At 53.5% G+C, this 13800-nt stretch carries 10 protein-coding genes and 1 pseudogene; 4 read left to right on the top strand and 7 right to left on the bottom strand.

The annotated features are described in order from the left end of the window. Window positions 1–248 precede the first annotated feature (248 nt). The gene (locus HMPREF2954_RS12650; RefSeq protein ID WP_168165590.1) at window positions 249–494 is read left to right on the top strand and encodes a hypothetical protein; all 246 of its coding nucleotides are present in this window, start codon (window positions 249–251) and stop codon (window positions 492–494) included. On the opposite strand, the gene HMPREF2954_RS02865 is transcribed toward HMPREF2954_RS12650, so the two are convergent. The 4 genes from HMPREF2954_RS02865 to HMPREF2954_RS11400 form a co-directional block, all read right to left on the bottom strand. Next, window positions 476–1219 (bottom strand): ABC transporter ATP-binding protein, encoded by a 744-nt coding sequence (locus tag HMPREF2954_RS02865; protein ID WP_070688992.1) that lies wholly within the window; start codon window positions 1217–1219, stop codon window positions 476–478. The genes HMPREF2954_RS12650 and HMPREF2954_RS02865 overlap by 19 nt on opposite strands. Window position 1220: 1 nt before the next feature. Beyond that, on the bottom strand, window positions 1221–2153 hold the full coding sequence (locus HMPREF2954_RS02860) for a FecCD family ABC transporter permease (protein ID WP_039408307.1): 933 nt from the start codon (window positions 2151–2153) through the stop codon (window positions 1221–1223). Between the two features lie 227 nt (window positions 2154–2380). Then, window positions 2381–3169, bottom strand: a complete 789-nt coding sequence (locus HMPREF2954_RS02855; protein ID WP_045072742.1) for a heme/hemin ABC transporter substrate-binding protein — start codon at window positions 3167–3169, stop codon at window positions 2381–2383. 84 nt (window positions 3170–3253) lie between these two features. Continuing rightward, window positions 3254–3469, bottom strand: coding sequence for a ChuX/HutX family heme-like substrate-binding protein (locus HMPREF2954_RS11400; protein WP_231574614.1), 216 nt, complete (start codon window positions 3467–3469; stop codon window positions 3254–3256). A gap of 288 nt (window positions 3470–3757) precedes the next feature. On the opposite strand from HMPREF2954_RS11400, the gene ileS reads away from it, so the two are divergent. Next, complete coding sequence (gene ileS / locus HMPREF2954_RS02845; protein ID WP_045072740.1) at window positions 3758–6550, top strand: isoleucine--tRNA ligase; 2793 nt, start codon at window positions 3758–3760, stop codon at window positions 6548–6550. 237 nt (window positions 6551–6787) lie between these two features. On the opposite strand, the gene miaB is transcribed toward ileS, so the two are convergent. Both miaB and HMPREF2954_RS02835 read right to left on the bottom strand, forming a co-directional pair. Next, the gene (miaB, locus tag HMPREF2954_RS02840; protein ID WP_070688991.1) at window positions 6788–8116 is read right to left on the bottom strand and encodes a tRNA (N6-isopentenyl adenosine(37)-C2)-methylthiotransferase MiaB; all 1329 of its coding nucleotides are present in this window, start codon (window positions 8114–8116) and stop codon (window positions 6788–6790) included. A 204-nt stretch (window positions 8117–8320) separates the two neighbouring features. Then, window positions 8321–8728, bottom strand: a complete 408-nt coding sequence (locus tag HMPREF2954_RS02835) for a hypothetical protein (protein ID WP_003758897.1) — start codon at window positions 8726–8728, stop codon at window positions 8321–8323. A gap of 212 nt (window positions 8729–8940) precedes the next feature. On the opposite strand from HMPREF2954_RS02835, the gene hemL reads away from it, so the two are divergent. After that, a complete protein-coding gene (gene hemL / locus HMPREF2954_RS02830) occupies window positions 8941–10224 on the top strand; it encodes a glutamate-1-semialdehyde 2,1-aminomutase (protein ID WP_045072738.1) in 1284 nt (427 codons plus the stop codon). Window positions 10225–10510: 286 nt separating this feature from the next. Here the strand turns inward: hemL and HMPREF2954_RS02825 are convergent, their stop codons facing one another. Then, window positions 10511–11443 (bottom strand): AEC family transporter, encoded by a 933-nt coding sequence (locus tag HMPREF2954_RS02825; protein ID WP_045072737.1) that lies wholly within the window; start codon window positions 11441–11443, stop codon window positions 10511–10513. 664 nt (window positions 11444–12107) lie between these two features. Between HMPREF2954_RS02825 and HMPREF2954_RS02820 the strand changes: the two are divergent. Beyond that, window positions 12108–13800 (top strand): annotated as a pseudogene (locus HMPREF2954_RS02820) (outer membrane insertion C- signal); the annotation flags it as partial.

Here is a 13800-nt window from a genome sequence, read left to right as displayed (position 1 = left end):
TGTCAGGAAGGTCGTCTGAAAGTTTCAGACGACCTTTTTTGCGAGGATTTCGAACATCTACAACTGTTCGGATTCGAGAATCCAACTACACACTCAACAACTTACGATAAGCCGTAGCAAGAGAGAATAGAAACCCGTAGCGTGGGCTTTGCCCACGAATCAAACTCAAAATTTCAGACGACCTCTTACCCAACATTATCGTGGGCAAAGCCCACGCTACAATGTATACCGACTACTGACGGTATTGAATGATTACTTTGCCGACAACAGCATCCGAACGGCTTGATTTGAGTTTTGGTATTTTTGCCCGACGGGGTGAAAAATACAGTTGCTACGCAGGTCAGGAAATGACGTCATGGGTATCTTTTATTTATATTGACGATAAAGGTCGTCTGCATATTCTTTTTCAGACGACCTTTTTGCGGAGATTCATTTTACAAACCACCCGTGATACACCCGCTTTTCAGACGACCCCTCACAAAGTCTCCGCCTGAAACCACGTTTTACCGTTGGCGGTGCATTCGAGGATGCGCCAGTCGTAGGTTTGGCTGAGGCGTTCGGCGTGCATGATGTCGGCGGTTGCGCCTGCGGCGGTGATGCTGCCGTTTTTCATCAAGGTGATGTGGCTGGCGTAGTGGGCGGCGAGGGTGAGATCGTGCAACACCATGACGACGGTCATGCCTTGTTCGGGCAAGGTTGTGAGGTGCTGCATCAGGCTGTGTTGATAGCGGACGTCGAGATGGTTGGTCGGCTCATCAAGAAAGAGGACTTCGGCATCCTGCAACAGCGCGCGGATGACGGCGGCGCGTTGCTGTTCGCCGCCGGAGAGGGTTTGGATGCGTTTGTGTCGCAGGTCGGCGAGGTCGAAATGCTCGAGCAGGGCTTGGGCGCGTCGGGTGTCTGCCTGTTTGGGTCGCCGATACCAGGCGAGTTTGGGGTATCGCCCGATGAGTACGTATTCGGACAGGGTCATGGGTAGGTTGAAATGTTCGTGTTGCCCGACCCAGGCGATTTTATGTTGTCTGAGCGCGTCCTTCATGGGCGTTCCACACCAGCTTGCTTGCGGATGGTAGAGGAACTGTTTGAGCAGGGTGGACTTACCCGCGCCGTTGGGGCCGATGACCGCGCTGACGGCGCATTGGGGAAATTCGGCGCGTTCCAAAGACAGGATGGTGCGTTTACCGGCTTTGACGGTACAGTTTTCGATCAGCAATGCCATGTCAGCTCCTTTGGTCTTTGACAATCAGCCACAGGAAAAACGGCCCGCCCAAAATGGCGATGACGATGCCGACGGGCAGATCGATGGGGTACACCACCCAGCGGGCAAACGTATCGGCGAGCAACATGAAAATCGAGCCGACGGCGGCGGACAGGATAATCAGGCGGGTGCGCGATCCGCCGACTGCCTGCGCCAATACGTTGGGTATCATCATGCCGACGAAACCGATGATGCCGCCGAGCGAGACGGCGGCGCCGGTCATCAAAGCCGCGCCGATGATGGTTGCCACGCGTGTGGCGGCGACGCTGATGCCCATGGTGTGTGCGGTTTCGTCACCCAAAAGCAAATAGTCGAGACGGCGGCCGACGGCGGTCAACACGACCAAACCCGCCAGCATCACGCCGCCTGCGTAAGCCGGCGAAACAAAACCCGCTTCGGAGAAGCTGCCCGAGAGCCAAGTCATGGCACTGCGCAATGCCATGTCGTCTGAAAGGAAGAGAATCAGGCTGACCAACGCGCCGCACAAAGCGCTGACCACAAAACCCATGACCAACAGCCCCAGCTTGCCGCCGCCGACCAGACGGTGTCCGAGCAAAATCAGGATGCAGACGGCAAACGCGCCCGCAAATGCCGCCAGCGGTACGGCGATGTTCCAGCCCATCGCAATCGCCAACACCACGCCCATCGCCGCCCCGCCCGACGTACCGATCAAGCTCGGGTCGGCAAGCGGGTTTTCAAACAATGCCTGCAACGCCGCGCCGCTGGCGGAAAGTGCCGCGCCGACCAGCAAAGCGACAAAAATACGCGGCAGGCGGATTTCCATCAACACGGGATCGGCGGCAAGCGGATTGCTCCAGCCGCCCTCGCCCACTCCGGCGCAAAACCAGATGAGAAACAAAGATAAAACCGGCAACGCCGGAAGCCATTTTTTCATGTTGTGATTCTTTGAAGAGTATTTCGGCAGCGGCTGCGAAACGCCGACGGATTCGCCGTTGCCCGTTTTCAGACGACCTTTTTACGATAAACGCACATGAAACACCGTTGCCTTCATGTGCTTCTGTTCCGAAACAACGGCGGCAAAAGAAGGTCGTCTGAAACCGACAAAAAGCCGGATTGCCCATCCGACTTCGTGCCATCACGCCACTTTCAGACGACCGCCTCTTATTTCCCTAAATCGTGCAGCTTGCGGACGATGTCGGGTGTGTAGAGGCCGTAGCGCATATAGTCGTCCGCCTGCCAGAACAAGATGCGTTTGTTTTTCCCGGCGGGGCTGGAAGCGATTTCGGGGCGCGTCATGATTTTGTCGAGGCCGCCGAGGGCTTTTTCATTGTGTTTGGCGATGATGATGACGTCGGGTTTCGCATTGAGCCAGCCTTCACGCGAAAACGGTTTGAGTCCGTCCACCGAAGCCGCCGCGTTCGTCCCACCGGCTAAGCGGATAAGCACGTCGCCGACAGTATTTTTACCCGCAACATAACGTCCGTCGTAGCTCAAGATGTAGCGTTTGCCGTTGGCAGGCTGCGCCTTGATGCTGCTTTTAAACTGCTGCGCCAAAGCCTGCGCCTGCTTTTCCTTGCCCAACAATTTGCCGATGCGGGCGAAACTTTGCTGGTATTGCTCCAGCGTTTCGTTTGAATTGACGTTTTCCGCTTTGACACCGGCGCGGCTGAGTTGGGCGTAAATACCGTCAGGTTTCGCCATCCAGCTTCCGATGACCAAATCAGGCTTTTTGGCGATGATGGGTTCGGCGGAGAAATTGCGGTAAAAGCCGATGGACGGCGTGTTTTTATAGGCGGGGTTGCGGTTGAACTCGTGGATGCCGACGACTTCTTTGTCCGCACCGAGTTTCGCGGCGATGTCGGCAACGTCGGGCGTCAGGATAACGACGCGCTGCGCGGCGGCATGGGCGGCAAGCAGGGTCAGAACGGCGGCGAAAATGTGTTTTTTCATGATGTTTCCGTATGGTTTGCGGGGTTTTGGGGTCGTCTGAAAACCCAAAACGGGGTTTCAGACGAGGTGTGGGTTCAAAAAAGATTACAACCCGTATGTTTGGCGCACTTCGGCAATCAACACGCGCCACGCTTCGGATTCCGCCTCCGCATCGGCGGGTCTGCCAAACAGTTGCAGCACCAAATTGCGGCGGTCGTCATAGGCTTCGATGCTGTGGACAATGCCGTTACTGCCCGGACGGCGGACGAACCAAAGTTCGGCAAGCTTGGTATCGTCGAGGAAGAAATTTAGAAAGTTAATGATATAGATTATTATTTTATTTTAATTTACGGTCAACCTTCATCAAAAAGTAACGAAAAATCAAACCAAATTGAGACAATGCCGCATCGGTTGAATGTGCATCCGTCAAACCGCAAAATTTACGGCAAAACCGACTCCTCCACCCTTGCGCCGAGCATCGGCCTTTCGTCCAAACCCCTTATAAAAACAATACAATTCCGCTACAATAGCCCTTTGCATTTTTTCAGACGACCTTGTTTGCAAAACGTCGTCTGAAACCGAAATACCGAAACCATAGAGAATCACAACATGACCGATTACAGCAAAACCGTAAACCTGCTCGAAAGCCCGTTTCCGATGCGCGGCAACCTCGCCAAGCGCGAGCCTGCGTGGCTGAAAAGCTGGTACGAGCACAAACGCTATCAAAAACTGCGCGAAATCGCCAAAGGCCGTCCGAAATTCATCCTGCACGACGGCCCGCCGTATGCCAACGGCGACATCCACATCGGTCATGCCGTCAACAAAATCCTCAAAGACATCATTATCCGCAGCAAAACCCAAGCCGGTTTCGACGCGCCTTATGTGCCGGGCTGGGACTGCCACGGCCTGCCCATCGAAGTGATGGTGGAAAAGCTGCACGGCAAAGATATGCCCAAAGCGCGTTTCCGCGAATTGTGCCGCGAATATGCCGCCGAACAGGTTGCCCGCCAGAAAAAAGACTTCATCCGTCTGGGCGTGTTGGGCGACTGGGACAACCCCTACCTGACCATGGATTTCAAAACTGAAGCCGATACCGTGCGTATGCTCGGTGAAATCTACAAATCGGGCTATCTCTACCGCGGCGCGAAACCGGTTCAGTTCTGCTTGGACTGCGGCTCTTCGCTGGCGGAAGCGGAAGTGGAATACAAAGACAAAGTATCGCCTGCGATTGACGTTGGCTATCCGTTTAAAGACACCGCCGCGCTTGCCGCCGCATTCGGTTTGGCAGGCATCGAAGGCAAAGCGTTTGCCGTCATCTGGACGACCACGCCTTGGACGCTGCCCGCGAGCCAAGCCGTATCTGCGGGTGCGGACGTGGTGTATCAATTAATCGATACGCCCAAAGGCAAATTGGTGCTGGCGAAAGATTTGGCGGAAGACGCGCTCAAACGCTACGGCTTCGTTTCAGACGACCTGAAAGTATTGGCAGAAACCACCGGCGACAAGCTGGAAAACCTGCACATGAATCATCCGTTCCTCGAACGCGATATTCTCATGCTCAACGGCGAACACGTTACCACCGATGCCGGTACGGGCTTGGTACACACCGCCCCCGCGCACGGTTTGGAAGACTACGCCGTCTGCAACAAATACGGCATCGAGCTTTACAACCCCGTCAACGCCGAAGGCAAATACATCAGCGAAACGCCGCGCGTGGCAGGCATGAGCGTTTGGGAAGCGAATCCCGTCATCCTGCAATGGCTGGAAGAAACCGGCAACCTCTTGGCAAGCAGCAAAATCGAACACAGCTACGCCCACTGCTGGCGCCACAAAACCCCGTTGATTTACCGCGCGACGGGTCAATGGTTTATCGGCATGGACAAAGCGGGAAGCGACGGCAAAACCCTGCGCGACAAAGCCATCAAAGCCGTGGACGACACCGAATTCTTCCCGTCTTGGGGTCGCGCGCGCCTAGAAGCCATGATCGAAGGCCGCCCCGACTGGGTCGTGTCGCGCCAACGATATTGGGGCACGCCGATGACCTTCTTCGTCCACAAAGAAACGGGCGAGCTGCATCCGAATTCCGCCGAGCTTTTGGAAAAAATCGCCCTGAAAATCGAAGAAAAAGGCATCGAAGCATGGTTCTCCCTCGATAAAAGCGAATTGTTGAGCGCGGAAGATTGCGAAAACTACGACAAACTTTCCGACACGATGGACGTATGGTTCGACTCCGGTTCGACCCATTATTCCGTCTTGAAACAGCGCGAAGAATTGGGCTGGCCCGCCGACCTCTACCTCGAAGGCAGCGACCAACACCGCGGCTGGTTCCAATCCTCCATGCTGACCGGCTGCGCCTCTTCAATGGGCCGCGCCCCGTACAAACAGCTTCTGACCCACGGTTTCGTAGTGGACCAAAACGGCCGCAAAATGTCGAAATCCATCGGCAACGTCGTCGCGCCGCAAGAAGTCTATAACGAATTCGGCGCCGACATCCTGCGCCTGTGGGCGGCATCCACCGATTACAGCGGCGAATTGGCGATTTCCAAAGAAATCCTCAAACGTGTCACCGAAAGCTACCGCCGCATCCGCAACACCTTGAGCTTCCTGTTTGCCAACCTCAGCGATTTCGACCCGTTCGAACACACCGTACCGCAGGCAGACATGGTTGAAATCGACCGCTACGCCTTAGTGTTGGCGCGTCAGCTGCAAGAACGTTTGGCGGGCGACTTCTATCCGCGCTATGCCTTCCACTTCGCCGTGAAAGACATCGTCGCCTTCTGCTCGGAAGACTTGGGCGCGTTCTACCTCGACATCCTGAAAGACCGCCTCTACACCACCAAAGCCGACAGCCACGCCCGCCGCAGCGCGCAAACCGCCCTGTATCACATCACGCGCAGCCTGGTTCTCTTGATTGCACCGATTTTGTGTTTCACCGGCGAAGAAGCGTGGGACATCATCGGCGGCGGCGAAGAAGACAGCGTCCTCTTCCACACTTGGCACGAGTTCCCGCCCATCAACGAGAAAGCCGAAGCCGAACTGGTGAAAAAATGGACGGCAGTCCGCGAAGCCCGCGAAGCCGTAACCGCCGCCATCGAGCCTTTGCGCGCTGACAAAACCGTCGGTTCGTCCTTGCAGGCAGAAGCCGAAATCACCGCGCCGGAAGCCACCGCCGACTACCTGAACGCCCTGGGCGAAGAATTGCGCTTTGCCCTCTTGGTGTCCAAAGTCGAAGTCAAAACCGGCAGCGAACTTGCCGTTACCGCCAAAGCCAGCGACGGCGAAAAATGCGAACGCTGCTGGCACTACACCCACGACATCGGCACAGTCGCAGGCCATGAAACCATCTGCAAACGCTGCGCCGAGAATGTGGACGGCAAAGGCGAAGAACGGCATTACGCTTAAGTGCTGCCGACATTTGATTTTCGAAGTGGATTTTTGTTTGAAAAGCGGTAAAATCAAGCTGGAAACCGCAGCAAGATTGGATACCTTGCGAGAATTTCCAACGCAGAAGATGCCGCTTTAAGAACAAAAAGATACAGAAATTATTGAATATCGACAGACTCTCAGGTCATCTGAAAAAAGGTCGTCTGAAAACCAAGACACAGGTTTTCAGACGACCTTTGCTATGGCGGAACGGCTTTACGCTTCGACCGGTTTGCCGCGCAGGGAGAAGGTGTAGGCTTCGGTGATTTCCAAATCGATCATTTGGTTGATCATATCGGGCGTGCCGGTGAAGTTGACCACGCGGTTGTTGGCGGTACGGGCTTGGAGCTGATCGGGGTCTTTTTTGGAGATGCCTTCGACCAGACAGCGTTGTACGGTACCTATCATGGTTTGGTTGATGCGGGCGGTTTCGGCTTCGATGACTTCGTTCAGGGCTTCGAGGCGGCGCACTTTTTCGGCGTGCGGGGTGTCGTCCGGCAGGTTGGCGGCGGGCGTACCGGGGCGCGGGCTGTAAATGAAGACGAAGCTCAAATCGAAGGCAATGTCTTTCACCAGCTTCAGGGTTTGCTCGAACTCGCGCTCGGTTTCGCCGGGGAAGCCGACGATGAAGTCGCTGCTCAGGCACAAGTCGGGGCGGATGGCGCGCAGTTTGCGGATGATGGATTTGTATTCCAAGGCGGTGTAGCCGCGTTTCATCGCGCTCAATACGCGGTCGGAACCGCTCTGAATCGGCAGGTGCAGGTGCGACACCAGCTTGGGCAGGTCGCGGTAGCACTCGATAATCGAATCGGTAAACTCGCGCGGGTGGCTGGTGGTAAAGCGCATACGTTCGATGCCGGGGATTTCGTGGACGATGCGCAGCAGGGTGGCGAAGTCGCAGATTTCGCCGTCTTCCATTTCGCCGCGATAGGCGTTGACGTTTTGTCCTAAGAGGTTGATTTCTTTAACGCCTTGCTGGGCAAGGTTCGCGATTTCGGTCAAAACGTCGTTCAGCGGGCGGGAGAACTCTTCGCCGCGGGTGTAGGGGACGACGCAGAACGAGCAGTATTTGGAACAGCCTTCCATGATGGACACGAATGCTGCGCCGCCTTCGACGCGGGCGGGCGGCAGGTGGTCGAATTTTTCGATTTCGGGGAAGGAAATATCGACTTGCGACAGGCCGCTGGTTTCTTTATCCACAATCATTTTGGGCAGTCGGTGCAGCGTTTGCGGGCCGAAGACGACGTCCACATAAGGCGCGCGTTTGATGATGTTTTCGCCTTCTTGGGAGGCGACGCAGCCGGCAACGCCGATGATGAGGTCGGGATTTTTTTCTTTGAGCGGGCGTACGCGGCCTAAGTCGGAGAATACTTTTTCCTGCGCTTTTTCGCGCACGGAGCAGGTGTTGAAGAGGATGATGTCGGCTTCGTCGACTTCGGTCACTTGTTCGATGCCGCCGTTTTCTTCGGCGAGTACGGCAAGCATTTTTTCGCTGTCGTATTCGTTCATTTGGCAGCCGAAGGTGCGGATAAATACTTTTTTCATGGTTTGTGTCTTTCTCAGGTAGCCCGTAATTGCGGGGCTGATTGTTATGGAAATCTTAATTTCAGACGACCTTGGGGGAAGGCTTGGCAGGTCGTCTGAAACACTGATTCGTCAGGGCGCAAAAATGCGCGGTTGCGCTGCTGCGGCTGCAACAGCCAACCACGCGGTGTGTGTTTGGGTCGTCTGAAACGGGCAGGCGGCGGCTTATTGCGCGTCTTGCTTAATCTCGTCGCGGACTTCTTTTTGCGCGGTAAAACGGGAGGCTTCGTCGTCGGTCAAAACCCACACTTCGCGCACGAGGGCGTTGGTGTCGTTGTGTTTAAAGGCGATGGTTTTGCCGGTTTTTCCCGCCAGCCGCCCCATCGGGATGAAGCGGTCGTTTTCGTCGTGGATTTTGGTGAAACGGGTAATCTGCAGCTTGGCGGAATTGCCGTCGGCAAGGCCCAGCGTCAAGAGGCGCGTCCATGAGAAGCCGCCACGGCTCACTTTCAGATAAGGCAGTTCGACCTGTTTCAAAACCGCCGCGTCCATATCGCTCGGCAGCTTGCGCTGGGCGGCGTAGGAGACGGTGGAAACCAAAAGGGTAAGCATTAAAATGAATCCGCGTAACATGATGTTTTCTTTATGGTATAAATGGGTGCGGATTATAGCACAAACGCTTCAAATATGAACAGAGTGATTGTTTTTACAGAACAATTTTCATTTTCAGATACGGCGTTGCGCCGTGGCGGTTTGGGCTTTCGGGGTCGTCTGAAACGGCTGGCACCGGCAATCTGATGATAAAATACCGCTTATTTTTCAGACGACCTCAGAAAGAACCCGCTATGAACCGTAACGAAATCCTGTTTGACCGCGCCAAAGCCATCATCCCCGGCGGCGTGAATTCCCCCGTCCGCGCATTCGGCAGCGTCGGCGGCGTGCCTCGCTTCATCAAAAAAGCCGAAGGCGCGTATGTTTGGGACGAAAACGGCACGCGCTACACCGATTACGTCGGTTCGTGGGGGCCTGCGATTGTCGGACACGCGCACCCCGAAGTCATCGAAGCCGTGCGTGAAGCCGCGTTGGGCGGTTTGTCGTTCGGCGCGCCCACCGAAGGCGAAATCGTTATCGCCGAAGAAATCGCCAAAATCATGCCGTCCGTCGAAAGGCTGCGCCTCGTCAGCTCCGGCACCGAAGCGACCATGACCGCCATCCGCCTCGCACGCGGCTTCACCGGACGCGACAAAATCATCAAGTTCGAAGGCTGCTACCACGGCCATTCCGACAGCCTGCTCGTCAAAGCCGGCAGCGGCCTGCTCACCTTCGGCAACCCGTCTTCCGCAGGCGTTCCCGCCGATTTCACCAAACACACCTTAGTCCTCGAATACAACAACATCGCCCAACTCGAAGAAGCGTTCGCCCGCAACGGCGACGAAATCGCCTGCGTCATCCTCGAACCCTTCGTCGGCAATATGAACCTGGTCCGCCCGACCGAAGCCTTCGTCAAAGCCCTGCGCGAATTGACCGAAAAACACGGCGCCGTGTTGATTTACGACGAAGTGATGACCGGCTTCCGCGTCGCGCTCGGCGGCGCGCAATCGCTGCACGGCATCACGCCCGACCTGACCACGATGGGCAAAGTTATCGGCGGCGGTATGCCGCTTGCCGCGTTCGGCGGACGCAAAGACATCATGGAATGCATTTCCCCGCTGGGCGGCGTGTATCAGGCAGGCACATTATCAGGCAACCCGATTGCCGTCGCCGCCGGCTTGAAAACGCTTGAAATCATCCAGCGCGAAGGCTTCTACGAAAACCTGACTGCCTTGACCCGCCGCCTCGCCGACGGGCTTGCCGCCGCCGCTAAAGCGCACGGCATCGAGTTCACCGCCGACAGCGTGGGCGGTATGTTCGGCCTGTATTTCGCCGCCCATGCCCCGCAAAACTACGGCGACATGGCTCGTTCCAATATCGACGCCTTCAAACGCTTCTTCCACGGCATGCTCGACCGCAACACCGCCTTCGGCCCGTCCGCCTATGAAGCGGGCTTCGTCTCCGCCGCGCACACGCCCGAGCTGATTGACGAAACCATCGCCACCGCGCACCAAGTGTTTGCGGAAATGGCGAAATAAGGCGAAGCGCATCCGCAGAAGCAGGCAGGTGTGATTTATAGTGGATTAAATTTAAATCAGGACAAGACCGACGAAGCCGCAGACAGTACATATAGTACGGAACCGATTCACTTGGTGCTTCAGCACCTTAGAGGATCGTTCTCTTTGAGCTAAGCGAGGTAACGCCGTCCTGGTTTAAAGTTAATCCACTATATATTCCGCCCGTCATGATGGGAATAACAACAAAAGGTCGTCTGAAAACCCTGTTCAGGATGTTTCAGACGACCTTTTTCTTTACCCAACCCTTTCAAACCATCGCTTGATACAACGCAATCATCAGCGGCATGGTAATGACGCACAGCAGCGTCGTGATGCCGTAAATCGCGCTGGCTTTACGGGCGTTCTGATCATAAACCATCGCCATTTGGGTAACGGTGGACGCGGCGGGGCTGACGGTGGCGAGGAAGCTGATGAGGACGACGGTATCGCTGTGTCCGCCCAAATGGGCAATGCCCGAAATTTTGACAAACACCAGCAGAATCAGTGGGATAAGCATCAGACGCAGGAAGGCGACGAGGTAAATCCGTTTGGAGAGGACGATTTCTTTAAGCGGCAGCGAGGCAATCAACATTCCGGCAACGAGCATGGCGACGGGGCCTATCATGCTGCCGACGGTGGCGAGCGTGTTGTCGATGATGTGCGGCAGTTTAATTTGGAAGGCAAACATGAACACGCCGATAAAGATGGAAAGGATGTTGATGTTGGTAAGTACGGTTTTCCACGCAAGATTGCCGCGCCCGCAAAGCAGAAGGCGCAGGTGCGTCCAGAAAAGGAACATTTGGACGATGATGAAGCCGCTGGTGTAAATCACCCATTGCGGTCCGAAAATGGACATTACCAGCGGGATGATGAGGTTGCCGGAATTGGTGTAAACCGTGGCAGCGTGTTCGAGCGTATCGAGCTTAAACACAGTTTTGAAAAGCCTGCCCAGCGCAATCAGCAGGATATGGAACACGACCGCCAAGGCAACCGAGAGTTTCAGTCCGTCAATGATGTCGGGTGTATTCTCGATTTGAAAGGCGTGAATCATCACCGACGGGCTGATGAGGTAGAGCGCGATGACGGAGAGCGTGCGGCTGTGTTCGGAATTCAGAAGCTTAAACTTTACCAACGCCATGCCCATCAGGACAATCAGCGTCAGCTCGGTGATTTTTCCGGCAAGGAGCAAGGCGGTTTCCATAGCTTATCCGTATCTGAATATAGAAAAGGAATTTTATAGCAAATCGCAGCTTTCGTTATCCATAAAGCCCCGGTTTTCCAAGCTATATCGCCATCACTATGCAGACCCCTATAAATAAAAGGCAAAAGGGTCGTCTGAAACCTATTTAAGCCTTATGCCAGAATACCAGAGCCTTGCCGACAACAAGTACATCATCCTCATACGCAAGAGAATTCTTTACAAAAATTAAAACATTTACTTGTAGTAGCAAAATGCCAAATGCATCCGAATAATCAAATTAAAATACCGTTCGTCGCTTTTTCCCCACAAATTGATAAAAATAGAAATTTAAAATATTTTCTACGAAACAAGGTAATACCCATCAAAAAAACCCAAAAATCAAATTAAAATATCATATATTTCATATGCTTATTATTCTATTGCCATTTATTGCATCAAAATGCATTTCAAAAAAATCGAAGAATACCGGCCTATGCGCCCCTATTCCCACTATAAAAAATGACACAAGCCTTGATTTTTAATTTCGTACTTTTACAATATGCATTGAAACTTTTCTTGGCGATTATTAAGTTCCAGCCCGAAACGGCATAATCCTTTTACAGTTTACGGGGAGCCGCCGGAAAAGCATCAACGTCCCTACACCCACCATACAAAGGTAAAAAACATGAAAAAATTCAATGTAAAAGTATTGAGCATGGCTGTTACGGCAGCCGTAGCAAGCGGCGCAGCGGGAGCGGCTGAACAAAACTTTGCAGCAGCGGTTGGCGGCAAAGACGATCAAGGTCAAGCAGCGTTTTTTACTGTCTTCGGCGAAGGCACAACATATGATAAAAGTACCGGTAAGCTGACTTTCAAAAAAGATAGCGATGCCCTGCTTTTGAAAACCTTAGAGTTAGAACAAACCATTAATGGTTTTGCATCTGGTTCAAATTTCATCACAACTGATGCTAATGGCAACAAAACCGTCCGCGAAGCCACTAATGAAGATATCGAAGCCGACAGTCTGAAAGGTGTAGGCTTGGCAGGCGGCCTTACAGCCGTCAATGCTCGTGTGGACAACTTGGCAAAAGAAACATCGGCTGCTTTAGATGATCAAGACGAAACCATCGAACAACTGAAAACTGCCATTACCACCAATGGTACTCGTATTGTCGAAGTTGCCACAGGTGTGAACAAGCTGAATGAATCAGTTGCAGAAATGGGTAAAGACATTTCCGACCAATTTGACGAAATCGGCGAAGACGTAACCGCAGTAAACACTCGTGTGGACAGCCTGGCGCAAGACACGGCAGATGCCAAAGCCGCTGCCAAAGCCGCCGAAGACAAAGTAACCGAACTTTCTGCCAACGTTGACAGCAAAGTAAAAGAAGCCAAAGATGCCGCTGATAAAGCAGTAGATGCTGCTTCTAAAATTGACGCAGTTGCCGATAAAGCCGACAAGGCAAGCAAAGGCGTAGCAGGTCTGACCAAAGGCGTAGCAGGTCTGACCAAAGCCCTAGAAGCGGCTGCCGAACAAGCTGCACTTGCATCAGCTGAGAATGCTCAAGCGCTCAACGGCTTCGCAGAGGGCCATGAAATCGTCTTTACCGATGCTGATGGTATCAAATCTGTCAAAAAAGCTACCAAAGAAGATGTTGAACAAGATGAGTTTGGCGGACTGGGCTTGAAAGAAGTTGTTGCACAACATGACCAAAGTCTTGCTGATTTGACCGCTGAGACTGAACGAGCCAAAAAAGCCGCTGAGCAAGCCGCATTTGCAGCAATCGAAAATGCTCAAGAACTCAACGGTTTCAAAGATGGCGATGAAATCGTTGTGACTGATGATGATGGCGTCAAATCCACTAGAAAAGCTACACAAGCAGATGTTGAAGCTGACGGCTTTGGCGGATTGGGTTTGAAAGAAGTTGTAGCTGCACACGATGAAGCATTGGGTGACTTGACTGAAACCGTCAACGAAAACAGCGAAGCATTGGTGAAAACTGCAGAAGTCGTTAATGCCATCAGCGCAGATGTAAATGCCAATAAAGCAGCATTGGAAGAGCAAAAAGAAGCTAACGAAGGCTTCAACAATGCGATCGCCAGCTTGGACAAAGACATCGGTGATCTTGCCTCGGCAGGTAAAGCTGCGATGGAAGCTTTAGAAGTTAACCGCCAAGACATTGATGCCAATAAAGCGGCAATTGAAACTAAAGCCGACAAAGCTGACTTCGAAGAATTGGCAAAATACACTGACAATATGGGCAAAAAAGTTAACGACATCGGTGATGAAGTAACTGCCCTGAGCGATGCAACTAACGCAGCCATCACTCGTCACGATAAAGATATCGTTGACTTGGCACAAGCAGGTCTGAAAGCAA

It is taken from the genome of Neisseria sp. HMSC067H09 (assembly GCF_001814135.1).
In the GTDB taxonomy this organism is placed as follows: Bacteria; Pseudomonadota; Gammaproteobacteria; order Burkholderiales; family Neisseriaceae; genus Neisseria.
This window is presented reverse-complemented; position numbering and strand designations above follow the sequence as displayed.